The sequence below is a fragment of the Variovorax sp. J31P207 genome, assembly GCF_030316965.1.
Classification (GTDB): domain Bacteria; phylum Pseudomonadota; class Gammaproteobacteria; order Burkholderiales; family Burkholderiaceae_C; genus Variovorax; species Variovorax ginsengisoli_B.
In genome coordinates, this window is sequence record NZ_JASZYN010000014.1 from 63,946 (window position 1) to 87,640 (window position 23,695).

Sequence of the window (23,695 nt, forward strand, 5' to 3'; positions counted from 1 at the left end):
TTTTCAGACCCCCGGCAGCTTGTAGTCGCGCAGCAATTCGCGCAACTTGGTCTTCAGGATCTTTCCGGTGGCACCGATCGGAATCGCCTCCACGAACACCACGTCGTCGGGGATCTGCCACTTGGCGGTCTTGCCCTGGTAGAAGGCGAGCAGTTCGTCGCGCGAGACTTCGCCGCCCGGCTTTTTCACCACCGCCACGATCGGCCGCTCGTCCCACTTGGGATGGAACACGCCGATGCAGGCCGCCATCGCAATCGCGGGGTGCGCCACCGCGATGTTCTCGATGTCGATCGAGCTGATCCATTCGCCGCCCGACTTGATCACGTCCTTGCTGCGGTCGGTGATCTGCAGGAAGCCGTCGGCATCGATGGTGGCGACGTCGCCGGTCGGGAACCAGCCGCGGCCCTCGGCGTCGGTGTCCAGCGGGTTGCCGCCCTCCCCCTTGAAGTATTCCTTGACCACCCACGGACCCTTGACGAGCAGGTCGCCGTAGGCCTTGCCGTCCCAGGGCAGCTCCTCGCCGTTGCCGTCGACGATCTTCATGTCGACGCCGAAGATCGCGCGGCCCTGCTTCATGCGGATCGCGGTCTGCTGCTCGGGGCTCTGCGCCAGGTGCTTGTTCTTGAGCGTGCAGAGGGTGCCGAGCGGCGACATCTCGGTCATGCCCCAGGCGTGCAGCACGTCGACCCCGTAGAGCTCCTGGAAGGCGTGGATCATGGCCGGCGGACAGGCCGAGCCGCCGATCACGGTGCGCTTCAGGCTCGAGAACTTCAGGCCGTTGGCCTGCAGGTGGCCCAGCAGCATCTGCCAGACGGTCGGTACGCCGGCCGCGAAAGTCACCTTCTCGGCCTCGATCAGGTCGTAGACCGACTTGCCGTCCAGCGCCGGGCCGGGGAACACCACCTTGGCGCCGACCAGGGCCGCCGAATACGGGATGCCCCAGGCGTTGACGTGGAACATCGGCACCACCGGCAGCACCGAATCGCGCGCCGAAATGCACATCACGTCGGGCAGCGCGGCGGCGTAGGCATGCAGCAGGGTCGAGCGGTGGCTGTAGAGCGCGGCCTTCGGATTGCCCGTGGTGCCGCTCGTGTAGCACATGCTCGACGCCGAGTTCTCGTCGAAGCTGGGCCACGGATAGACATCGGAGCGCTGGCCCATCCAGGCTTCGTAGCTCACCAGGTTCGGCACGCCCGTGTCGGCCGGCAGCTTGTCGGCATCACACAGCGCAATCCATTTCCGGATCGTGGTGCACTTGGCGTGGACCGCCTGCACCAGCGGCAGGAACGAGAGGTCGAAGCACAGGATCTGGTCTTCGGCGTGGTTCGCGATCCAGGCGATCTGGTCGGGATGCAGCCGCGGGTTGATCGTGTGCAGCACGCGGCCGGAGCCGCTCACGCCGTAGTAGAGCTCGAGGTGGCGGTAGCCGTTCCAGGCCAGCGTGGCGACCCGGTCGCTGAACAGCAGCTGCTCGTCCTCGAGCGCGTTGGCGACCTGCCGCGAACGTGCGGCGACCTGGCGCCAGGTCGTCCGGTGGATGTCGCCCTCGACCCGCCGCGAGACGATTTCGGCGTCACCATGGTGGCGCTCTGCGAACTCGATCAGCGACGAGATGAGCAACGGTTGGTCCTGCATCAATCCCAGCATCTATCAGCTCCTTGCGTAAGTATTTTTGGTAATTCTGAGAGGAAAGCCAATGTAACCACCGGCGCCCTGCTGGTCCCGAGAATCCTTCAAATACGTGTTGCAGTGCAATGCCAGAAACCCGCAGTCGGGTCCCCGAGGAGACCGGCTGCGAACGGCCGGCTATTGGGTCGAGATGCTGGCTGCGCCGGGGGTGGCGTCGAGCAGCAGCCGCGAGGGCCAGGGCGCCCAGGTCGTGCCCAGTGCCGCGCTATTCGGGTCGCCGCTGCGCATGAAGGCGGCGATGCTGCTCATCATGGCGTTGGACAGCGCTTCCCTGCCCGGCCGGTTGGCGGCGCTGAAGCTCGCGTTGGAGAACAGCGACGGCCCGAAATTGCCGAACACGAAGCCCAGGTCGAAGGCATGTGCCGCGCCATAGACCTCGTTCCAGGGCGGCGGCAGCTGGGCCCAGTCGAACTGGTAGTGCCACAGGTTCGACTGCTGCGTCTTCAGGGTGTTCAGGAGGTTGTCGCGGCTCGGCACCATGAAGGCGTTGGTGATCCGCGCGGTCATCGCGTCGTAGCCCGTGACCGGCGTCGTCACCGGCAGGTAGACCGGGTCGATGATGTCGGCCGAGGTCAAGGTGGTGGCCGCGTCCGGGTTGAAGTTCTGCATCATCGTGAAGCGGGTCGCATCGTCGATCTTGAGGCCGGGCTTGGGGCCGCCGACCAGCGGCAGGAAGGGCGTGAAGAGCTTGCCCTCGTCGCGCGTGACGCCGACCACGGTCGGCACCTTCAGGTACCGCCCGGCGGCCATCGCCGCGATCGGGTCGGTCGGCAAGACCGTGCCGTCCGGGATCGGGCCCGAGCCGGTCAGGCCCTTGGTCAGCACGATGCCCAGGATGGTCTTGGCGTCCTTGGCGCGCAGGTAGTCGGCGACGTCGGCCGGGCTCATCCCGGCGGCGTAGGTGGTGGCCGCAGCCAGGTCGGCCGCCTTGCCGTCGGCCACCAGCAGGTTCAGCAGCAGGCCATTGCCCTGTGCGAGGTAGGTCGACGCCGGGTTCAAGGTCGGCAGGCTGCCGGGCGGCAGGTTGGTCGCCAGCGAGATGCCGCCCGACAGCGGCATCGCCTTGTGGAACAGTCCCTTCGCCATCGGCGACGCCATCAGGGCCAGCAGGTTGATCGCACCGGCCGACTGCCCCATCACCGTGACGTTGGCGGCGTCGCCGCCGAAACCGGCGATGTTCTTCTGGACGTAGCGCAACGCCGCCAGGTTGTCGAGCAACGCGAAATTGCCCGAATCGTCGCCTTCGGTGCCGCCCACGTGCAATTGCGGCAGGTTCAGGAAGCCGAGCACGCCCAGGCGGTAGTTGGCCGTGACGATGACCGCATTGGCCTTCTTCGCCAGATTGGCGCCGTCGTAGACCGGGTCGGCCGTGTAGCCCGAGATGTTGCTGCCGCCGTGGATGAAGAGCAGCACCGGCAGCTTCTCGTCGCTGCTCGCCGGACGCCAGATGTTGAGCGTCAGGCAATCCTCGCTGCCGACCGGGGTGTTCAAGGTGCTGGCGATCGTGGCGTCGTAGGTGTTGTTGGCGCCGGGGCCGTAAAGGCGGCCGTTCTGCAGGCAGGGGTTGCCGAACTGCTTGGCCGGTCGGATGCCAACCCAGGCTTCGGGCTCGGCCGGGGCCCGCCAGCGCAGCGCGCCGACCGGCGGCCGGGCAAACGGCAGGCCCTTCCAGGACCAAGTGCCCGAGCGGGCGCTGTCGTCGACCCCTTCGACCTTGCCCTGGGCGGTGGTGCGCACCGTGGGCGCTTCGGCGGGCGGTGTCGCGGGAACGGTGGTCGAGGTCGTCGGCGTCATGGTCGGGGTCGTGGCCGCCGCGGGCGGCGGAACGCTGAAAGTGGGATCGGACGATCCGCCGCAAGCGGCGATCATGGCGCACAGTAGCACCAATCCCGCGCCCCATTTCCGGCTTGTCGTGGTCATGTCTTGTCTCCTCGTCGGGTTATCCGGAATGCGCGCGGCCGGGACCGGCCGCGATACTTCTGGGCTTCTTCGCGAGCCCGGAAAAATTCTAGGAACGACCCGCCCCATGCCTGCTATCGCAAGCGCGCCAAACCAGTGACTTCAGAGACGCGAGCATCGGAATCGGTGCGACCCGCTCCCCCTGCGGCCCCGCTGCGCACCAGTTCGGGCGCCTGGCTGCGGGGCGTGCTCGACATGTTCGCGGCCGAAGGGCTCGATGTGCCGTCCCTGCTGCGCGACTGCGGCTTCGACGCCACCGGGCTCGACCGGCCCGAGGCCCGCTTCCCGGCCGACGACATCAGCCAGCTGTGGCAGCTGGCCGTGGCGCGCTCCGGCAAGGCCACGCTCGGCCTCTCGCGCGAACTGGCCGCCCGCCACGGCAATCTCGACACGCTGGGTCACGCGATGACCTGCAGCCCTTATCTGCACGCGGGCCTGGAGCGCCTGGCGCGCTACCTGGCCGTGGTCTCGGACGCTGCCACCTTCGAACTCGACGCCGAGCCGCGCGGCCAATGGCTGGTGCTCGGCCACGTCGGCAGCCGACGGCCGGTGCCGCGCCAGCGGGTCGAGTACGGGATGCTGACCATGCTGGTGCTGTGCGGCTGGCTGACGCGGCGCGAACTGCGGCCGCTGGCGGTCGAGTTCGTGTACCCGGCACCGCCGAGCGACGCGCCGCACCGGGCCGCCTTCGGCTGCGCGATCCGCTTCGGCGCCGCCGCCAACCGGCTGCTGCTGGCCGACGCCGACATGCGAGCGGCGATCCCTTCGCAGCACCCGGCACTGGCGGCGCTGCACGAGCGCCTGCTCGACGAGCAACTGATCACCCTGGCCGACAGCACGATGAGCCGGCGGGTCTGCGCCGAGATCGCGCGCCGGCTGCCCGCGGGCGAGCCGCGCCGGCAGGATGTGGCCGCCGGACTCGGCGTCACCGAGCGCACCCTGCAGCGCCGGCTGCAGGCCGAATCGAGTTCCTACCAGGCGCTGCTCGACCAGACCCGGCGCGAGTTGGCCCAGCAGTACCTGGCCGACCGTCGCCACACCCTGACCGATGTCGCCGACCTGCTCGGCTTCGTGGACAGCAGCAACTTTTTCAGGGCGTGCAAGCGCTGGTTCGGGCTGCCGCCGGCGCAGTACCGGGCGCGATGTTTCGATGACGGCACGGTGCACACCTGAGCGCCGCGCGCTGGCGCCTCAGGGCTTTCCGACCAACAGCAGGATCCTGGCCCTGACATCCGACAGCTCTCCCGTCGAAACCTGCCCCTTGCGAGTCGCCCGGCGAACTTTCCAATCCAGGCTCTTGACCTGGTCCGCGAGCACCGCGATCGCCCGGCTGCCGGCAATCGGGACCTCGAAGGGATAGCCCTTGATCTGCTTCGTCATCGGGCAGCACAGCATCAGGCCGGTCTTGCCGTTGTAGGCGGCCGGGCTCAGCACCAGTGCAGGCCGGTGGCCCGACTGCTCGTGCCCGGCCTGCGGATCGAACTGCAGCCACACGATGTCCCCGGCTTCGGGAACATAGTGGCTCGCCATCACCATTCCTTGCCCACCGCGGGACCGAACTCGGCCTCGCCGTGCAGGTTCTCGGGCGTGATCGCGGCCAGCAGTTCTGCCAGGTCGACCTCATGGCGCACCGGCTCGATCACGATGCGTCCGCCTTCGTCACGCACATCGACTGTCTGATCGAGTTGCAGATTGAGCGACTTCATCACGGACGCCGGAAGGCGGACCGAGGCACTGTTGCCCCATTTCTTGATCACCACATGCATGACACCCCCGATGTATCGACAATGTAGATACTTTAACCGACTTGCCCATGCCTCCGCATAGCCTCTTCTCGCCGGGGTCTCGCCCGCTGCAGGACAATCGCCCCATGAGCATGCTTGCAGACGAAGCGGACCTGGTCGACCTGGGTCTGCGCTGGGCCCCGGGCTTCTCGGCGCTGGGCCCCGCCTTCTTTACCGAACTCCAGCCCCGTCCCCTGCCCGACCCCTACTGGGTCGGCGTCAGCGCGCGCGTGGCAGGCGATCTCGGGCTGGACCCGTCCTGGCTGCAATCCGACGAAGGCCTGGCCGCCTTTGTCGGCAATTCGCCAGTCGCCGGCACCCGCCCGTTCGCCAGCGTCTACAGCGGCCACCAGTTCGGCGTCTGGGCCGGACAGCTCGGCGATGGCCGCGCGATCTTCCTGGGTGAAACCGCCGGGGGGCTCGAGGTGCAACTCAAGGGCGCCGGCCCGACGCCCTACTCCCGCATGGGCGATGGCCGGGCGGTGCTGCGCTCGAGCATCCGCGAATTCCTCTGCAGCGAGGCCATGCACGGCCTGGGCATCCCGACCACGCGGGCCTTGTGCGTGACCGGCTCCGACGCCCGGGTGCGCCGCGAAGAACTCGAAACCGCCGCCGTCGTGACGCGGGTCGCGCCCAGCTTCATCCGCTTCGGCCACTTCGAGCATTTCGCCGCCAACCAGCGCGAAGACGAACTGCGCGCCCTGGCCGACTACGTGATCGACCGCTACTACCCGGAGTGCCGCGTCAGCTCGCGCTTCGGCGGCAATGCCTATGCCGCGCTGCTCGAGGCGGTCAGCGAACGCACCGCCGCCCTGCTGGCCCAATGGCAGGCGGTCGGCTTCTGCCACGGCGTGATGAACACCGACAACATGAGCATCCTCGGGCTCACGATCGACTACGGGCCGTTCCAGTTCCTGGACGGCTTCGACCCGCGCCACATCTGCAACCACAGCGACACCTCCGGCCGCTACGCCTTCAACCAGCAGCCCAACGTCGCCTACTGGAACCTGTTCTGTCTGGCCCAGGCGCTGCTCCCCTTGATCGGCGACCAGGAGGTGGCGGTCGCCGCGCTGGAGTCGTACAAGACCGTGTTCCCGCGCGAGTTCGAGGCCCGGATGCGGGCCAAGCTGGGCCTCGCCGAGGCCGCCGAGGGCGACCGCGCGCTGATCGAAGGCGTGCTCAAACTGCTGGCCCAGGAAAAGGTCGACTACACGATCTTCTGGCGCCGGCTCTCCCATGGCGCGGCGAACGGCGATTTCGAGCCGGTGCGCGACCTGTTCGTCGACCGGCCGGGCCTGGATGCCTGGCTGCAGACCTACGCCGAGCGCCGTGCCGGCACGCCGGCCGCGGACACCGCCGCCCGGATGCTGCGCAGCAATCCAAAATTCGTGCTGCGGAACCACCTGGGCCAGCAGGCGATCGAAGCCGCCGGGCAAAAGGATTTCTCCGGCGTCGCCACCTTGCTGCGCCTGCTCGAATCCCCATTTGACGAACATGCCGGCCACGACGCTTTCGCCGGCTTCCCGCCCGACTGGGCCTCCACGATCGAAATCAGCTGCTCATCATGACTTCACCCGTCCAGAAAACCGATGCCGAATGGAAGGCCCTGCTGGCCGAGAAGGGCGCCGAACGCGGCGCCTTCGAAATCACGCGGCACGCCGCCACCGAGCGCCCCTTTACCGGCAAGTACGAAGCCCATTGGGACGACGGCTCCTACCATTGCATCTGCTGCGGCGCCAAGCTGTTCGAGTCGGCCACCAAGTTCGACGCCGGCTGCGGCTGGCCCAGCTTCTCGCAGGAGGCCGTGCCCGGCGCGATCCGCAACATCGTCGACCGCTCGCACGGCATGGTGCGCACCGAGAACGTCTGCGCCAACTGCGGCGCCCACCTGGGCCATGTGTTTCCCGACGGGCCGACCGAGACCGGCCTGCGCTACTGCATGAATTCGGCCTCGCTCGAGTTCAAGGATCGCGAAACCGACTGAACCCGAACATGAAACTCGTCCTCGACTTCTTCCCGATCCTGCTGTTCTTCGGCGCCTTCAAGTTCTACGACATCTACACGGCGACCGGCGTGCTGATGGCCGCCACCGCGCTGCAGATGGCGATCATCTGGTTTATGGAACGCCGGCTGCAGCCGATGCAGAAGGCGACGCTGGTGCTGATCCTGCTGTTCGGCTCGCTCACGCTGGCGCTGCACGACGACCGCTTCATCAAGTGGAAGCCGACCGTGCTCTACGGCGCCATGGCGATCGCGCTGGCGGTCGCGCTGTGGGGCTTCAAGAAGAACTTCCTGAAGATGCTGCTGGGCGGGCAGTTGGAGCTTCCGACCCAGGTCTGGGGCAAGCTCAACGTCGCCTGGATCGCCTATTGCGTCTTCATGGCGGTCCTCAACGGCTATGTCGCGGCCTACTTCACGACCGAGGCCTGGGTCAACTTCAAGCTCTGGGGCTACGTCTTCCCGATCGTGTTCCTGGTCGCGCAGGGGATCTACATCTCGCCGCATCTCAAATCGGACAAGCCCGCAGCATGAGCCTCCCGACCGCCAGCGACCTCGAAGCGCGGCTGCGCGAAACGCTGCAGCCCACGGCGCTCGAAGTGATCGACGAAAGCGCCGCCCACGCCGGCCATGCGGGCGCCGGCGCCGAAGGCTACGGCACGCATTTCCGGGTCCGCATCGCATCCCCTCTGTTCGCCGGCAAGCCCCGCGTGGCGCGCCATCGGCTTGTGTATGATGCGCTGCAACTTTTCATCGCACAGGGCCTCCACGCGCTTGCCATCGAGACGCTCTAGGGCGTCGTTCCCATCACCCGCACGGTCGTGCGGCGACAACCCCCTCCCCTTATGAAGAAAAACATCCTCAAGGCCGTCGCGCTCGCCACCCTGGTCGGCGCCATTCCGTTCGCCGCCCTGGCGCAGAACGCCGCCATCGTGAACGGCAAGGCCGTGCCGAAGGCGCGCATGGACGTGCTGGCCCAGCAACTCGCGGCCGCCGGCCGCCCGGTCACGCCCGAGATGCAGGGCCAGTTGCGCGAGGAAGTCATCGCGCGCGAGGTCTTCATGCAAGAAGCCCAGAAGCAAGGTCTGGACGGCACCGACGACTACAAGAACCAGCTCGAGCTCGCGCGCCAGGCGATCCTGATCCGCCAGCTGTTCGAGAACTACCGCAAGAACAACCCGGTGACCGACGCCGACGTCCAGGCCGAGTACGACAAGTTCGTCGCCGCCAACAGCGGCAAGGAATACAAGGCCCGCCACATCCTGGTCGAGACCGAGGACCAGGCCAACAAGATCCTGGCCGACCTCAAGAAGGGCGCCAAGTTCGAGGACATCGCCAAGAAGCAGAGCAAGGACCCGGGTTCGGGCGCCAATGGCGGCGACCTCGACTGGGCCGCGCCCGCGAGCTTCGTGCCCGAATTCTCGGAAGCCATGATCAAGCTCAAGAAGGGCGAGACCACGGCGGCACCGGTCAAGTCGCAGTTCGGCTACCACATCATCCGCGTCGACGACATCCGCCAAGCGCAGCTGCCCAAGCTCGAAGAGGTCAAGCCGCAGGTCGTGCAGCAACTGCAGCAGCAGCGGCTGCAGAAGTACCAGGAAGACCTGCGGGCGAAGGCCAAGGTCGAGTAATTGCTGCGGGCCCGGCGAGGCCGGTTCCGCCGTATTCCCCAAAAGGGCCGGGCTTTCGCCGGCCCTTTTTGCTTTCAGCCCCAGACCACCGAACGCATCGAGATCGATGCCGACTGGAAGTCGGTGTTGAAGAAGCGCGGCGCTTCCTTGCCATCGACCGCACCGGCGGCATAGAGCAGCGGCAGGTAGTGATCGTGCGTGGGATGGGCCTGCGCCGCGATCGGGCCGAGGCTCTTGAAGTCCGGCAGCGCGGCGAGCTCGCCGTTCTTGATCTGCTCTCCGACGATGCGGTCGAACTCGATCGCCCAGTCGTAGGCCTGGCCCGGCCTGGCGTCGCGGCGCGTGGCGCGCAGGTTGTGCACGATGTTGCCGCTGCCGACGATCAGCACGCCACGCTCGCGCAGTGCCCGCAATTGCTGGCCGAGCTGGTAGTGCTGGGCCGGCGGGCGGCTGTAGTCCATGCTGAGCTGCACCACGGGGATGTCGGCGCGCGGGAACATCGGCTTGAGCACCGACCAGGTGCCGTGGTCGAAGCCCCACTCGGCCTCGTCCATGCCCAGCGCGGCGCCGCCGAGCGGCTGGCGCACGCCCCGTGCGATCTGCGCGGCCGCTTCGGGTGCGCCGGGCGCGGGGTACTGCTGGTCGAACAGCGCCTGCGGAAAGCCGCCGAAATCATGAATGGTCTTGGGCCTGGCCATGCCCGTAAGGAACCAGCCGCCGCGTGTCAGCCAGTGCGCCGAGACGCACAGGATCAGCTGCGGCTTCGGGTAGCGGGCGCCGAACTCGGCGCCGAGCGCCTGCCAGCTCCTTCGATAGGCGTTGTCGCCGATGGCGTTCATCGGGCTGCCGTGGCCGACGAAGAGCAGCGGCATGCGCGGCGATTTCTTCAGCGCGCCGAAGGCTTCGGCCGCGCCGGACAGGGGCATCTTTCCGAGCAGCGCGCCGCCCATCACGGCGCTTGCGCCGAGCACCGAACGTCGCCGCACGGGGCTCAGCCCACCCACTTGCGGGCGTTGCGCCAGATCCGCATCCAGGGGCTGAGCTCGCTGCGGTCGCCCGAGGTCCAGCTCATCTGGATGTTGCGGAAAACGCGTTCCGGATGCGGCATCAGCGCGGTGAAGCGGCCGTCGGCGGTGGTCACCGAAGTCAGGCCGCCGGCGCTGCCGTTCGGGTTGAAGGGATAGCGCTCGGTCGCCTGGCCGTGGTTGTCGACGAAGCGCATCGCCGCGATCGCCCGGGCCGGGTCGCCGCGGTGCTTGAAGTTGGCGTAGCCCTCGCCGTGCGCGACTGCGATCGGCATGCGGCTGCCGGCCATGCCGGCGAAGAACAGGCTGGGCGACTCGAGCACCTCGACCATCGACAGGCGAGCCTCGAAGCGCTCGCTCTGGTTGGTCGTGAAGCGCGGCCAGGCCTCGGCGCCCGGGATGATGTCGGCCAGTTCGGCGAACATCTGGCAGCCGTTGCACACGCCCAGGCCGAAGGTGTCGGCGCGGCCGAAGAAGCCCTTGAACTGCTCGGCCAGCCTGGGGTTGAAGGTGATGCTGCGGGCCCAGCCGATGCCGGCGCCCAGCGTGTCGCCGTAGCTGAAACCGCCGCAGGCGACCACGCCCTTGAAGTCGGCCAGGTCCGCCCTGCCCGTCTGCAGGTCGGTCATGTGGACGTCGAAGGCCTCGAAGCCGGCCTCGGTGAAGGCGTAGGCCATCTCGACGTGCGAGTTGACGCCCTGCTCGCGCAGGATCGCGACCTTGGGGCGGGCCAGATTGAGGAATGGCGCAGCCACATCGTCGGTCGCGCCCGGCGCCAGCAGCACGCGGGCGCCCGGGTCCTGCGGGTCGCCGGCGGCGGCGTGCTCGGCATCGGCGCAGTCGGGGTTGTCGCGTTCGCGGCAGATCTTCCAGCTGACCGAATCCCAGACCTGGTGCAGGTCGCTGAGGCCGGCGCTGAAGACCGCCTTGGCGTCGCGCCAGATCTCGACCTTGCCCTTGCCCGCGTCCATCGGCGAACTGGCCGGCCGGGTCTTGCCGACGAAGTGGCTGTGGGCGCTGAGCCCGTGCGCGCGCAGGGTCTGCATGACCTCGTTGCGCTCGGAAGTGCGCACCTGCAGCAGCAGGCCGAGTTCTTCGTTGAAGAGCGCCTTGAGCGTGAGCTCTTCGCGCCGCGCGCTGACCTGGCCGGCCCAGTTCTTGGCGTCGCCGTATTCGGCGCGGCTGTCGCTGATGCCGTCGCCCTCGGTGACCAGCAGGTCGACGTTGAGCGCCACGCCGACATGGCCGGCGAAGGCCATCTCGCAGGCGGCCGCGAACAGGCCGCCGTCGCTGCGGTCGTGCAGCGCGAGGATCTTGCCCTCGGCGCGCAGCGCGTTGACCGCGGCCACCAGTTTCACGAGGTCTTGCGGATCGTCGAGGTCGGGCACCGTGTCGCCGCTCTGGCCCAGCGTCTGCGCCAGGATGCTGCCGGCCATGCGCTGCTTGCCGCGGCCCAGGTCGACCAGCACCAGCGTGCTGTCGGGCTCGTCGGCGTCGAGCTGCGGCGTCAGCGTGCCGCGCACGTCGGCCAGGGTGGCGAAGGCGGTGACGATCAGGCTCACGGGCGACGTGACCTTCTTCGCCTCGCCGCCGTCCTGCCACTGGGTGCGCATCGACAGCGAATCCTTGCCCACCGGGATCGAGATGCCGAGCGCCGGGCAGAGCTCGAGGCCGACGGCCTTCACGGTCTCGTACAGCGCCGCATCCTCGCCCGGTTCGCCGCAGGCTGCCATCCAGTTGGCCGACAGCTTGACCCGCGACAGCTCGATCGGCGCCGCCAGCAGGTTGGTGATGGCCTCGGCCACCGCCATCCGGCCCGAGGCCGGGGCGTCGAGCGCGGCCAGCGGCGTGCGCTCGCCCATGCTCATCGCCTCGCCCGCGAAGCCGCGGTAATCCGCCAGCGTGACGGCGCAATCGGCCACCGGCACCTGCCACGGGCCGACCATCTGGTCGCGGTGGCTCAGGCCGCCGACGGTGCGGTCGCCGATGGTGATCAGGAAGCGCTTCGAGGCCACGGTCGGGTGCGCCAGCACCTCGATGGCGGCCTGCTGCAGGTCGACGCCGGTAAGATCGAGCGGCTTGAAGCTGCGCGCCACGGTCTGGACGTCGCGCAGCATCTTCGGCGGCTTTCCCAGCAGCACGTCCATCGGCATGTCGACCGGCTGCGCCTCGGCGCCTTCATCGGCCACCAGCAGCTGGCGCTCCTCGGTCGCCACGCCGACCACCGAGAACGGGCAGCGCTCGCGCTCGCAGAAGGCGCGGAACTGCGCCAGCGACTCCGGCGCGATCGCCAGCACGTAGCGCTCCTGGCTCTCGTTGCACCAGATCTCCTTGGGCGCCATGCCCGACTCCTCGAGCGGCACCGCCCGCAGGTCGAAGCGCGCACCGCGGCCGGCGTCGTTGGTCAGCTCGGGGAAGGCGTTGCTCAAGCCACCGGCGCCGACATCGTGGATCGCGAGGATCGGGTTGGCCTCGCCCTGCTGCCAGCAATGGTTGATGACTTCCTGCGCCCGGCGCTCGATTTCCGGGTTGCCGCGCTGGACCGAGTCGAAGTCGAGTTCGGCCGCATTGGCGCCGGTCGCCATCGAGCTGGCGGCGCTGCCGCCCATGCCGATGCGCATGCCCGGCCCGCCGAGCTGGATCAGCAGCGCGCCGGCGGGGAACTGGATCTTCTTGGTCTGGCCGGCATCGATGCTGCCGAGGCCGCCGGCGATCATGATCGGCTTGTGGTAGCCGCGCTGCACCGTGTCCCGGTCGCTTTCGATCGCCTGTTCGTACTCGCGGAAGTAGCCCAGCAGGTTGGGCCGGCCGAACTCGTTGTTGAAGGCGGCGCCGCCCAGCGGGCCCTCGGTCATGATCTGCAGCGGGCTCGCGATGTGGCCAGGCTTGCCGTAGCTGCCCTCGGCGGGCCAGAGCTTCGACACCGTGAAGCCGGTCAGGCCGGCCTTCGGCTTGGAGCCGCGCCCGGTGGCGCCCTCGTCGCGGATCTCGCCGCCGGCGCCGGTGGAGGCGCCCGGGAACGGCGAGATCGCGGTCGGATGGTTGTGGGTCTCGACCTTCATGAGCACGTGGCTCAGCGCCTCCTGCTTGCGGTAGCCGCCGGATTCGGAGGCCGCCACGAAGCGCTCGATCTGCGTGCCCTCCATGACCGAGGCGTTGTCGGCATAGGCGATCACCGTGTGCTGCGGGCTCAGGCGCTCGGTGTTGCGGATCATCGAGAACAGGCTCTTCGGCTGCGCCGCGCCGTCGATCACGAAGTCGGCGTTGAAGATCTTGTGGCGGCAGTGCTCGCTGTTGGCCTGGGCGAACATCATCAGCTCGACGTCGCTCGGGTTGCGGCCCAGGCGGGTGAAGGCATCGACCAGGTAGTCGATCTCGTCCTCGGCCAGGGCCAGGCCGAAGCGGCTGTTGGCCTCGACCAGCGCCGCCCGTCCGCCGCCCTGGACGTCGACCTGCGCCATCGGCTGCGGCGGCAGTTCGGCGAACAGCTCGGCGGCCTGCTCGATCCGGGCCAGCACCGATTCGGTCATGCGGTCGTGCAGCAGGTCGGCCACCGCGGCCAGCTTGTCGCCTTCGAGCACCGGCGCCTTGCCGAGCAGGGGCGCCTTGAGCACCAGGTGGTATTGCGTCACCCGCTCGACCCGGCGCAGCGCCAGGCCGCAGTTGTGGGCGATGTCGGTGGCCTTGGAGGCCCAGGGCGACACCGTGCCCAGCCGGGGCGTGACCACCACCGTCGACCCGGCCTTGGCCGGCGCCACGAAGGGCTCGCCATAGCCCAGCAGGGCGGCAAATCGCTCTTTCGCGGCCTGGTCGAGGGGGTCGTCGGTGACCACCAGGTGGACGAAGCGCGCGCTGAGGCCCTCGATGCGCGGCTCGACCGCCTGCAGGCGGGGCAGCAGCTGCCGGGCCCGGAAATCGCTGAGGGCGCTGCCGCCCTCGAAGAAGCTCACCACGGGGGCGGCATGGACAGCACGGGGGGAAGACGGGTTCACGGGCAGCGTCACGTTCGGGTCGGCCGCAGGGGCCGCGTTGGGATTCATGAGAATGAGGCGGCGGCCGCTGACTGGGGCCATCCGCGCTAACCCTGAATTTTAACGGCTCGGATGGGATAATTCCGGCCATGAGCATTACCTACAAAGACGCCGAGGGCGTGGCCGGCATGCGCGTGGCGTGCCGCCTCGCCTCCGAGGTGCTGGACTACATCACCCCCCACATCGTCCCCGGCGTGACCACCAACCAGATCGACAAGCTCGCCCACGACTACATCACGCAGGTCCAGGGCGCCATTCCGGCGCCCCTGAACTACATGGGCGCCAGCAGCACGCCCTACCCCAAGTCGATCTGCACCTCGGTCAACCACGTGGTCTGCCACGGCATCCCGAACGACAAGCCGCTCAAGAAGGGCGACATCATCAATTGCGACATCACGGTCATCAAGGACGGCTGGCACGGCGACACCAGCCGGATGTTCGTGGTCGGCGATGCCTCGATCGCGGCCAAGCGGCTGTGCGCCTTCACCTACGACGCCATGTGGCACGGCATCGTCAAGGTCAAGCCGGGCGCCCATCTGGGCGACATCGGCTTCGCCATCCAGCGTTTCGCCGAAAGCAACGGCTTCTCGGTGGTGCGCGAATTCTGCGGCCACGGCATCGGCCGGGGCTTCCACGAGGAGCCGCAGGTGCTGCACTACGGCCGGCCAGGCACGCTCGAGGAGCTCAAGCCGGGCATGACCTTCACGATCGAACCGATGATCAACGCCGGCAAGCGCGAGATCAAGGAAGACGCCAAGGGTGGCCAATACGACGGCTGGACCATCGTCACCCGCGACCACTCGCTGTCGGCGCAGTGGGAACACACGGTGCTGGTCACCGAGACCGGCTACGAGGTGCTGACGCTGTCGGCCGGCAGCCCACCCGTGCCGGCCTTCGTCAGCGCCGCGGCTTGAAACCGCGCCGGCTGCTCCTGGCGCCCATGGTCGACATTGCCTCGCTGCGCGACGCCTATCGCACGCACAAGCTGGCGCTCTTCGACCAGCTGCGCAGCGCGCGGGCGCCGACGCGCAGCGTGCACACCGTGCTGCGGCAGCTGGCGGCGCTGGCCGACGAGACGCTCGGCGCGCTGTGGGCCGACGCCGGCTTCGGCCACCGGCTGGCGCTGGTGGCGGTGGGCGGCTTCGGGCGCGGCGAGCTGTTTCCCTACTCCGACGTCGATGTGCTGCTGCTGCTGCCCGAGGGCGAGGACAGCGGGGTCGAGCCGGCACGGCTCGAGGCCTTCATCGGCCAGTGCTGGGATGCCGGGCTCGAGATCGGCTCCAGCGTGCGCACCGTCTCCGAATGCCTGGACGAAGCCGCCAAGGACGTCACGGTCCAGACCTCGCTGCTCGAATCGCGCCTGGTGATCGGCGACAAGAAGCTCTACGCGAGCTTCCGCAAGAACTTCTTCGCCGCCATCGACCCGCAGGCCTTCTTCGCCGCCAAGTCGCAGGAGATGCGGCACCGCCACCAGAAGTTCGACAACACGCCCTACGCGCTCGAACCCAACTGCAAGGAGTCGCCGGGCGGCCTGCGCGACCTCCAGACCATCCTGTGGATGACCAAGGCCGCGGGCTTCGGCAACCGCTGGGACGACCTCGCCAGGAACGGCCTGGCGACCGCGTTCGAGATCCAGCAGATCAAGCGCAACGAGGCGCTGCTGAGCCTGATCCGCGCCCGCCTGCACGTCACCGCCAACCGGCGCGAGGACCGGCTGGTGTTCGACCTCCAGACCGCGGTGGCCGCCACCTTCGGCTATGTCGGCGAGTCGCAGCGCAAGGCCAGCGAGGCGCTGATGCGGCGCTACTACTGGGCCGCCAAGGCGGTCACCCAGCTCAACCAGATCCTGCTGCTCAACATCGCCGAGAAGCTGCAGCCGCAGGCCGACCAGCCGACGCCGATCAACGAGCGCTTCTTCGAGAAGGGCGGCCTGATCGAGGTCGCCAGCGACGACCTCTACCTGAAGGATCCGCACGCGATCCTCGAGACCTTCCTGCTCTACCAGAAGACCATCGGCGTCAACGGCCTGTCGGCGCGCACGCTGCGGGCGCTCTACAACGCGCGCCACGTGATGGACAGCAAGTTCCGCAACGACCCCGTCAACCACGCGACCTTCATGCGGATGCTGCTGGAGCCGCGCGGCATCACGCACGCGCTCAGGCTGATGAACCAGACCTCGGTCCTGGGGCGCTACCTGCGGGTGTTCCGCAGCATCGTCGGCCAGATGCAGCACGACCTGTTCCATGTCTATACGGTCGACCAGCACATCCTGATGGTGCTGCGCAACGTGCGCCGGTTCTTCATCGCCGAGCACGCGCACGAGTACCCCTTCTGCTCGCAGCTCGCGGCCGGTTGGGACAAGCCCTGGATCCTCTACATCGCGGCGCTGTTCCATGACATCGCCAAGGGCCGCGGCGGCGACCATTCGACCCTGGGCGCGCGCGACGTGCGGCGCTTCTGCCGCCAGCACGAGATCCCGCGCGAAGACGCCAGGCTGATCGAATTCCTGGTCTCCGAGCACCTGGTGATGAGCCAGGTGGCGCAGAAGCAGGACCTGAGCGACCCCGGGGTCATCGGCGCCTTCACCAAGCGCGTCGGCAACGAGCGCTACCTGACGGCGCTGTACCTGCTGACGATCGCCGACATCCGCGGCACCTCGCCGAGGGTCTGGAACGCCTGGAAGGGCAAGCTGCTCGAGGACCTCTACCGGCTGAGTTCGCGCGTGCTGGGCGGCCGCATGCCCGACCCCGGCGCCGAGATCGAGGCCCGCAAGCGCGAGGCGCTGGTGCAGCTGGCGCTCTACGCCGAGCCCTTGCATGCGCACAAGGCGCTCTGGGAGACGCTCGATGTCGGCTACTTCATGCGCCACGACGCCAACGAGATCGCCTGGCACGCCAAGCAGCTGTCGCGCCACGTGCCGCATGCCGGCGTGCCGATCGATCCGCACACGCCGCCGATCGTGCGGGCCCGGCTGTCGCCGGTCGGCGAAGGCCTGCAGGTGGTGGTCTATACGCCCGACCAAGCCGACCTGTTCGTGCGCATCTGCGGCTACTTCGACCAGTCGTCCTTCAGCATCCTGGACGCCAAGGTGCACACGGCGAGCAACGGCTTCGCGCTCGACACCTTCCAGGTCGTGACCACCTTCATCCCGGAGCACTACCGCGACCTGATCAGCATGGTCGAGACCGGCCTGGCGAAGACGCTCAGGGAGGCCGGCCCGCTGCCGGCGCCGAGCAAGGGCCGGGTCTCGCGCCGGGTGCGCAGCTTCCCGATCAAGCCGCGCGTCAGCCTGCTGCCCGACGAGAAGGCGCAGCGCTGGCTGCTCAGCATCTCGGCCAGCGATCGCGCCGGACTGCTCTATTCGGTCGCCCGCGTGCTGGCGCGCCACCACCTGAACCTGCAGCTGGCGAAGGTCACGACCCTGGGCGAGCGGGTCGAGGACACCTTCCTGATCAGCGGCCCGGAGCTCCAGGGCCAGCGGGCCCAGCTGGCGATCGAGACCGAGCTGCTCGAGGCGCTGGCGGCCTGAGGACCCGGAGGTGGAAGCGACGCCGCTGCGCCTGCACCCCGGCGACGACCTGCGCGGCGCCCTCGATGCGGCGCTGGCCGCGCGGGGCTGCGCGGCCGCGTTCGTGCTCTCGGGGATCGGCAGCCTGGGCGCCGCACACCTGCGCTACGCCGGCATCGAGACACCCGCGACCCTGGTCGGCGACCTGGAGATCCTGACGCTGGCGGGCACCCTGTCGCCCGCCGGCTCGCACCTGCACATGAGCGTGTCCGATGCCGAGGGCCGGGTGCGCGGGGGCCACGTGGCACCGGGCTGCGTGGTACGCACGACCGCCGAGCTGCTGGTGGCATGGCTGCCGGGCTGGCAGTTCACCCGCGAGCTCGACCCTGCGACCGGTTTCGCCGAGTTGACGATCCGCAAGGCCTGAACTCAGATCCGATCGGCATTCAGTATCCGGCGTGCATCTTTGAGAAGCAGCAGCAACTGCTGCTCACGAACGGGCGACGGCTCGAAGCCGAATCGAAGATGGAAGCGCTCGGCCTCTTCGTCAATGGGGTGGGTCAACATGGCGCGGACGCCGGCCTGATCGGCGATGAGGAGCGTGCGTCGGATGGCGTCCTGGAGCATGCCGACGCCAATGCCCCGACCTTGATCAGACGAACTCACTGCCAGCCTGGCCAGGATGATCACCGGAATGGGGAAGGCCCCCATGCCCTTGCGTACCCGATCAGGCGCATCCAGCGTGTCGATCTGTCCCACCGTCAGGCTGAAGTAGCCGGCGATCCGCGCGCCCTGCGCAACCACGAAGGTCTTGGCCGAACCACTGGCCTGCGCTTGGCGCGCATGCCGTACCAACCAGTCATCGAGCGACGGCTTGCCGCAATCGAACGCTTCCAGGCGATGGCTCGCATCCAGCGCCTGCGGGGCACCGAATGCCATCAGGTGTCCCAGGGAGCGCTTCGCGAGAACAGGTCCTTCAGGCCGGGGTTGTCCTGTTCGGGCCGATCCAGCATCGACAGCAATGCCTGCGATTGACTGCTCGTCGCCAGGAACAGGCGCTGGTCGAGCAGGGTTCGTTCGGCCGCCTGGTAGGCGCTGTCGAGGATGAATTCGGTCATCGACTTGTTGCTGACCTCAGCGGCGCGACGCAGTACGGTCTCCTGCTGCGGGGTGGCACGCAGCCCCAGCCTGGAAGAGCGAGCGGCAGTGGTCATCGCAATCTCCGTCGAAAACGTACGCCATGTTAGTACAAATGACACACAAATGCAATTCCCGAAGTTGTCGACGAGACCGCTCAAGGCCCGCTCGACAGCCGCCTTTCCAGCCAGCCGCTGTAGCGCGACAGCCCGAAGCACAGCACCCAGTACACGGCGGCGATGAACAGGTAGCCCTCGAGGTAGAACGGCCGCCAGGTCGGGTCGCCGCCCAGCGCCAGGCCGAGCGCGCCGGTCAGCTCGAACAGGCCCACCACGGTGACCAGCGAGGTGTCCTTCAAGGTGCCGACCACGTTGTTGGTCAGGGCCGGCACCACCAGCCGCAGCGCCTGCGGCAGCACGATGTCGCGCTGCACCGGCCAGCGGCCGAAGCCGAGCGCCATCGCGGCGTCGACCTGGCCGCGCGGTACCGCCTGCAGTCCGCCGCGGATGATCTCGGCCAGGTAGGCGGCGACGAACAGCGACAGGCCGGCGAGCACCCGCACCAGCACGTCGGGCTGCCAACCGGCAGGCCACAGCAGCGGCAGCAGGAACGAAGCCATGAAGAGCACCGAGATCAACGGGACGCCGCGCACCAGTTCGATGTAGGTGGCGCACAGGGTGCGGATCAGCGGCCACTCCGAGCGCCGGCCCAGCGCGAGCACCAGTGCCAGCGGAAAGGCCAGCGCCAGGCCGACGACCGCCAGCCCGATGGTGAGCGGCAGGCCGCCCCAGCGATTCGTCGCCACCGCCGCCAGTCCCGCGACACCGCCGCGCATCAGCACCAGGAACGCGGCCAGCGAAACCAGCCAGAGCGGCAGCAGCCACCAGCGCCAGCTGCGCGGCCAGGCGCTCAGCAGCGTGGTCAGCGACAGCAGCGTGACGGCGACCGCCGGCCGCCACTGGTCCTCGTAGGGATAGCGCCCGAACAGGATCGGTCGCCACTTCTCGGCGATGACGCCCCAGCAGGCGCCATGGGGCACGGCCCGGCAAGCCGGCGCATCCGGACGGAACACGGCCTGCAGCACCGCCCATTCGAACGCGTGGAACCCCGCCCAGGCGAACAGCAGCAGCAGCGCCAGCGTGAAGGCCGCGCGCAACGGCGAGCCCCACAGTTCCTTGCGCCATGCGATCGGCGCCCGCACAACGACGCTCATCGCCAGCCCCGCAGCGCGACGCGCGCGTTGTAGCGGTTCATGGCCCAGGAGATCAGCAGCGAGAGTCCGAGGTACACCGCCATGATCACCGCGATGCACTCGAAGGCGCGGCCGGTCGAGTTGAGCGAGGTGTTGGCGATCGAGACCAGCTCCGGATAGCCGACCGCCACCGCGAGCGAGGAGTTCTTGGTCAGGCTCAGCAGCTGATTGGTGAGGGCCGGCACGATCACGCGCAGCGCCTGCGGCAGCACCACGATGCGCAGCTGCTGCCACCCGGTCAGGCCCAAGGCCTGGGCGGCCAGCTTCTGGCCCTGCGCGACCGAGCCGATGCCGGCGCGCACGATCTCGGCGACGAAGGAGGCGGTGTAGAGCGCCAGCGCGGTCACGACCGCCAGGTATTCGGGACTCAGCGCCGCGCCGCCGCTGACATTGAAGCTGCCGCGCTCGGGCCATTCGAAGTGGCTGGGCCACCACGCGCCCTCCTCCCGCACCGGCCAGGGCAGCGACAGCCCGCCCTTGCTCAGCCAGACATCCGGCAGCAGTTCGAGCGGCTCGGTCGAATCAGGCAGCAACTGGGTGAGCGCGAAGTACAGCATCAGCAGCTGCACCAGCAGCGGCACGTTGCGGATCGTCTCCACATAGGCGCCGCAGAGCCCACGCACCAGCACGTGCGGCGCCAGCCGGCCGATGCCGATCAGCGTGCCGAGCACGACCGCGATCAGCGCGGCCGGCACGGCGGCGCGCACCGTGTTGATCAAGCCGGCCAGGAAGGCGCGCCAGAACGGCTGGCCGGCATCGAAATCGAGCCAGCCCTCGGAGATCTCGAACCCCGCCGGCTGCAGCAGGAAGTCGAAGCCCGACTGCACGCCGCGGCTGCGCAGCACCTCGAGCGCATGCTGAACCAGCCAGAAGACGCCGGACGCGATCGCCGCGATCAGCAGGGCCTGCAGGGCCCAGGCGAGCCAGACGGCCCGGCGCCGGCTCATCGCACCGGCAATCCGTACATCAGTCCACCCTTGTTCCAGAGGTTGTTCGAGCCGCGCGGCAGCTTGAGCACCGATTTCGGGCCGACGTTGCGCTCGAACATCTCGCCGTAGTTGCCGACCGCCTTGATCGCGCGGTAGGACCAGTCCTTGTCGAGGCCCAGCAGCTTGCCGAGGTCGTCGCCGCTGCCGACCAGGCGCTGCTGCGCCGGGTCCTTGCTGGAGCCCTTGAGCTCGTCGATGTTGGCCTGGGTGATGCCGAACTCCTCGGCTTCGATCAGCGCGTTGGGCACCCACTTGGCGATCGCGAACCATTCGTCGTCGCCGCGGCGCACCAGCGGCGCCAGCGGCTCCTTGGAGATCAGCTCGGGCAGGATCACGTAGTCGTCGGGGTTCGGCGCTTCCTTGTTGCGCAGGCCCGCGAGCGCCGAGGTGTCGGTCGTGAATGCCTGGCAGCGGCCGGCGAAGAAGGCCTTGAACGAAGCCTCGAAGCTCTCGAACACGACCGTCTTGACCGGGATGTTCTGGGCCTTGAACCAGTCGGCGACGTTCTTCTCGTTGGTGGTGCCGGCCTGGGTGCAGATGGTGGCGTTCTTGAGCTGCTTGGCGCTCGTCACCTTGAGCTTCTTGGGCACCAGGAAACCCTGGCCGTCGTAATAGGTGATGGTCGTGAAGTGGAAGCCGAGCGATGCGTCGCGGGTCAGCGTCCAGGTGGTGTTGCGCGCCAGGATGTCGATCTCGCCGGCCTGCAGGGCCGAGAAGCGCTGCTGCGAATTGAGCGGCACGAACTCGACCTTCTTGCCGTCGCCGAGCACGGCCGCGGCGATCGCGCGGCAGGTGTCGACATCGAGCCCGGACCAGTTGCCCTGGGTGTCGGGCGCCGAGAAGCCGGCCACCCCGTTGGTCACGCCGCACTTGACGGTGCCGCGCTGCTTGACGGCGTCGAGCGTCTTGCCGGCGAAAGCCGGCGCGGCCGCGAAGGCCAAGGTAGCGGCGACAGCGGCGAACGCCGGGCGGATGCGTGAATTCATGCGGTGGTCTTCTTTTCTTCGAAATGACGGCAGGCCGGCAGTTTACGTGGGGTGGGCATCAACTGGCGGCGGCTTGTCGGTGGTCAAGATTCGTTGCTTCGGCATGTGTCTGATAGAAACATTTGCAATATATTTGAAACCACTACGAGCTCAAGGAGGTAGATATGCAGCAGCGCACCGGCGCTTCCTCGCGCATGGCCATCGTCCCGGTCATTGCCGCCTGTCTCTTCGCCACGGCCGCCAGCGCGGCGGGCGGTTCGATCGCCTTCACCGGCGCGATCGTTCCGTCGTCGTACGGCGTCGTCGTTTCACCCGCCGCCTCCGGCGGCGACGGCGACGACCCGACGGTCCGCGGGACCGAGCTGCGGTTCGTCGCCTCGCCATCCGAACCCAGGAGCGCCGTGGTGCGTATCGAACGGCCGGACCGCGAACCCGTTGCGATCCGCTGCGGCGCCGGGATGCAACTGGCATCCGGCCCCAGCTGCCGCATGGGCGACCAGGGCGGCAGCCTGACGCTGGCGCCGCCAACCGGCCCCTCCGCGCTCGCCGTGGTGATCACGACCTACGACTGACGCCCTACTGGTAGTCGATCGTGAAGATGACCGCGCCGTTGGCCTCGCCCGGCGTCATGACCGGGTCGGTCTGCACATAGCGCGCGGCCAGCGGGATCGCATAGCTGGCGCCGGGCTCCGAATGCGGGTCGATGCCCGACGGATAGACCGTATCGAAGCCATGCGGCGCACCGTCGGGCCGCCCGAGTTGCAGCCCGACGCCGCCTGCCGCCATCCCGCCGCGCCGGGCCGGGCTCAGGGCGACGACTCCCTGGCTGGGCGGACCGATCATGCGCGTCGTGCCGGACAGGCTGTAGCCGATCTGATTGCTTTGCGTCACCCCCGAGAACTGCCATCCGCTCCCGCCCGTGTGGGTGTTGGTCGCCGACACCGACGCGCCGTAGAAAGCCGGGCAGTTCTCCAGGCGGATCTCGAAACGCTTCCACGCCGTGGTGCTGCCGGGGCCCGAGAACTCACCGCTTCGGTAGGTCCCCATCGAGACGTTCACGTCAGGGGTAGTGCAGGTCTGCGAGACGATCTGGAGGCCGCCGACGAACTGCAGCCGCAGCAGCGGCAGCTGTGCGATCGACACCTCGGCGCCGGGAAGCTGGCTGCCGCTGACCACACCGGGCGACACCGGCCCGATCTTGATCAGGTTCAGGCGCAACTGGGCCTGCTTGCCGCCGACGGCGGCAGGGTCCGAGGCGATCGGCAGGTTCCTCACGACAGGCAACGCGGCATTGGACGACAGATCCTCGATGAAGACCCCGACGCCCCGCAATCCGGACTCGTAGACCTGGCCCGCATGGGGTCCGGTGTTCCACGAGGCCAGCGGCCGCGGATTGGCGCCGTAGTTCGACTTCAAGTCGACGCTTCCGATGCCGCCGCTGCAGTGGATGCTGAACGGCTGCAGGTCGGTGAGCTGCTGGTAGATGATCGTGCCGTCCGGCACGTCGGGCCCGATCGTCAGGGCCTGGACCACCAGCGACTGGGTGAGCGAGGCGGGTGCCGGACCATAGGCGTTGTCCAAGCCATAGTCGCAGCGGATCGCGGCACTCGCCGCCGTCGAGAGGGCCAGCAGCGCCAGTGCGGCGCCGAATCGGCCGGCCGCCTCGTGGGCCTGCCTTGGAAATGCTTGCATGCGTGCTCCAGGTT

Annotated in this window: 22 protein-coding genes; 10 read left to right on the forward strand and 12 right to left on the reverse strand. The window is 68.4% G+C overall.

Going from position 1 to position 23,695, the window contains the following annotated elements:
- Positions 1–3 precede the first annotated feature (3 nt).
- On the reverse strand, positions 4–1,647 hold the full coding sequence (locus tag QTI68_RS32560) for a 3-(methylthio)propionyl-CoA ligase (protein ID WP_286527630.1): 1,644 nt from the start codon (positions 1,645–1,647) through the stop codon (positions 4–6).
- A gap of 159 nt (positions 1,648–1,806) precedes the next feature.
- Positions 1,807–3,609, reverse strand: a complete 1,803-nt coding sequence (locus tag QTI68_RS32565; RefSeq protein ID WP_503011772.1) for a carboxylesterase/lipase family protein — start codon at positions 3,607–3,609, stop codon at positions 1,807–1,809.
- A 234-nt stretch (positions 3,610–3,843) separates the two neighbouring features.
- Here QTI68_RS32565 and QTI68_RS32570 point away from each other — a divergent pair, with 234 nt between their 5' ends.
- Entirely contained in the window at positions 3,844–4,821 is a 978-nt protein-coding gene (locus tag QTI68_RS32570; RefSeq protein WP_286527805.1) for an AraC family transcriptional regulator, read from the forward strand.
- A gap of 18 nt (positions 4,822–4,839) precedes the next feature.
- On the opposite strand, the gene mazF is transcribed toward QTI68_RS32570, so the two are convergent.
- Together mazF and QTI68_RS32580 are read right to left on the reverse strand one after the other, a co-directional pair.
- Positions 4,840–5,178, reverse strand: a complete 339-nt coding sequence (gene mazF / locus QTI68_RS32575) for an endoribonuclease MazF (RefSeq protein ID WP_286527631.1) — start codon at positions 5,176–5,178, stop codon at positions 4,840–4,842.
- Positions 5,178–5,414 (reverse strand): AbrB/MazE/SpoVT family DNA-binding domain-containing protein, encoded by a 237-nt coding sequence (locus QTI68_RS32580; protein WP_286527632.1) that lies wholly within the window; start codon positions 5,412–5,414, stop codon positions 5,178–5,180. Before QTI68_RS32580 ends, mazF begins: the two co-directional genes overlap by 1 nt.
- A gap of 104 nt (positions 5,415–5,518) precedes the next feature.
- On the opposite strand from QTI68_RS32580, the gene QTI68_RS32585 reads away from it, so the two are divergent.
- Genes QTI68_RS32585 through QTI68_RS32605 form a run of 5 tightly spaced genes read left to right on the forward strand, consistent with a single transcriptional unit; the run spans position 5,519 to position 9,061 of the window.
- The gene (locus tag QTI68_RS32585; protein WP_286527633.1) at positions 5,519–7,000 is read left to right on the forward strand and encodes a protein adenylyltransferase SelO; all 1,482 of its coding nucleotides are present in this window, start codon (positions 5,519–5,521) and stop codon (positions 6,998–7,000) included.
- Positions 6,997–7,416: a peptide-methionine (R)-S-oxide reductase MsrB gene (msrB, locus tag QTI68_RS32590; protein ID WP_286527634.1), complete on the forward strand. Its 420-nt coding sequence runs from the start codon at positions 6,997–6,999 to the stop codon at positions 7,414–7,416. The genes QTI68_RS32585 and msrB overlap by 4 nt, the downstream gene beginning before the upstream one ends.
- 8 nt (positions 7,417–7,424) lie before the next feature.
- Positions 7,425–7,964 (forward strand): septation protein A, encoded by a 540-nt coding sequence (locus QTI68_RS32595; protein WP_286527635.1) that lies wholly within the window; start codon positions 7,425–7,427, stop codon positions 7,962–7,964.
- Positions 7,961–8,224 (forward strand): BolA family protein, encoded by a 264-nt coding sequence (locus QTI68_RS32600; protein ID WP_286527636.1) that lies wholly within the window; start codon positions 7,961–7,963, stop codon positions 8,222–8,224. The genes QTI68_RS32595 and QTI68_RS32600 overlap by 4 nt, the downstream gene beginning before the upstream one ends.
- Before the next feature lie 51 nt (positions 8,225–8,275).
- Complete coding sequence (locus QTI68_RS32605) at positions 8,276–9,061, forward strand: foldase protein PrsA (protein WP_286527637.1); 786 nt, start codon at positions 8,276–8,278, stop codon at positions 9,059–9,061.
- A gap of 74 nt (positions 9,062–9,135) precedes the next feature.
- Here QTI68_RS32605 and ygiD read toward each other — a convergent pair whose 3' ends face one another.
- Both ygiD and purL read right to left on the reverse strand, forming a co-directional pair.
- The gene (gene ygiD / locus QTI68_RS32610; protein ID WP_286527807.1) at positions 9,136–9,987 is read right to left on the reverse strand and encodes a 4,5-DOPA-extradiol-dioxygenase; all 852 of its coding nucleotides are present in this window, start codon (positions 9,985–9,987) and stop codon (positions 9,136–9,138) included.
- Between the two features lie 65 nt (positions 9,988–10,052).
- Positions 10,053–14,159: a phosphoribosylformylglycinamidine synthase gene (gene purL, locus QTI68_RS32615; protein WP_286527639.1), complete on the reverse strand. Its 4,107-nt coding sequence runs from the start codon at positions 14,157–14,159 to the stop codon at positions 10,053–10,055.
- Between the two features lie 47 nt (positions 14,160–14,206).
- Between purL and map the strand changes: the two genes are divergently transcribed.
- The 3 genes from map to QTI68_RS32630 are packed head-to-tail and all read left to right on the forward strand — an operon-like array spanning position 14,207 to position 18,052.
- On the forward strand, positions 14,207–15,031 hold the full coding sequence (gene map / locus QTI68_RS32620) for a type I methionyl aminopeptidase (protein WP_286509136.1): 825 nt from the start codon (positions 14,207–14,209) through the stop codon (positions 15,029–15,031).
- Between the two features lie 26 nt (positions 15,032–15,057).
- Entirely contained in the window at positions 15,058–17,646 is a 2,589-nt protein-coding gene (locus QTI68_RS32625; RefSeq protein ID WP_286527641.1) for a [protein-PII] uridylyltransferase, read from the forward strand.
- A gap of 10 nt (positions 17,647–17,656) precedes the next feature.
- Complete coding sequence (locus QTI68_RS32630) at positions 17,657–18,052, forward strand: PPC domain-containing DNA-binding protein (RefSeq protein ID WP_286527643.1); 396 nt, start codon at positions 17,657–17,659, stop codon at positions 18,050–18,052.
- 2 nt (positions 18,053–18,054) lie between these two features.
- Here the strand turns inward: QTI68_RS32630 and QTI68_RS32635 are convergent, their stop codons facing one another.
- From QTI68_RS32635 to QTI68_RS32655, 5 genes are all read right to left on the reverse strand, one after another.
- Entirely contained in the window at positions 18,055–18,564 is a 510-nt protein-coding gene (locus QTI68_RS32635) for a GNAT family N-acetyltransferase (RefSeq protein ID WP_286527645.1), read from the reverse strand.
- Positions 18,564–18,839: a type II toxin-antitoxin system TacA family antitoxin gene (locus tag QTI68_RS32640; protein WP_286527646.1), complete on the reverse strand. Its 276-nt coding sequence runs from the start codon at positions 18,837–18,839 to the stop codon at positions 18,564–18,566. The genes QTI68_RS32635 and QTI68_RS32640 overlap by 1 nt, the downstream gene beginning before the upstream one ends.
- A gap of 80 nt (positions 18,840–18,919) precedes the next feature.
- Positions 18,920–19,975: an amino acid ABC transporter permease gene (locus QTI68_RS32645; protein WP_286527648.1), complete on the reverse strand. Its 1,056-nt coding sequence runs from the start codon at positions 19,973–19,975 to the stop codon at positions 18,920–18,922.
- The gene (locus tag QTI68_RS32650; protein WP_286527651.1) at positions 19,972–20,961 is read right to left on the reverse strand and encodes an amino acid ABC transporter permease; all 990 of its coding nucleotides are present in this window, start codon (positions 20,959–20,961) and stop codon (positions 19,972–19,974) included. Before QTI68_RS32650 ends, QTI68_RS32645 begins: the two co-directional genes overlap by 4 nt.
- Positions 20,958–21,989: an amino acid ABC transporter substrate-binding protein gene (locus tag QTI68_RS32655; RefSeq protein ID WP_286527653.1), complete on the reverse strand. Its 1,032-nt coding sequence runs from the start codon at positions 21,987–21,989 to the stop codon at positions 20,958–20,960. Before QTI68_RS32655 ends, QTI68_RS32650 begins: the two co-directional genes overlap by 4 nt.
- A gap of 164 nt (positions 21,990–22,153) precedes the next feature.
- On the opposite strand from QTI68_RS32655, the gene QTI68_RS32660 reads away from it, so the two are divergent.
- Positions 22,154–22,561 (forward strand): hypothetical protein, encoded by a 408-nt coding sequence (locus QTI68_RS32660; RefSeq protein WP_286527655.1) that lies wholly within the window; start codon positions 22,154–22,156, stop codon positions 22,559–22,561.
- Positions 22,562–22,565: 4 nt separating this feature from the next.
- Here QTI68_RS32660 and QTI68_RS32665 read toward each other — a convergent pair whose 3' ends face one another.
- The gene (locus tag QTI68_RS32665; RefSeq protein WP_286527659.1) at positions 22,566–23,681 is read right to left on the reverse strand and encodes a fimbrial protein; all 1,116 of its coding nucleotides are present in this window, start codon (positions 23,679–23,681) and stop codon (positions 22,566–22,568) included.
- Positions 23,682–23,695: the final 14 nt, after the last annotated feature.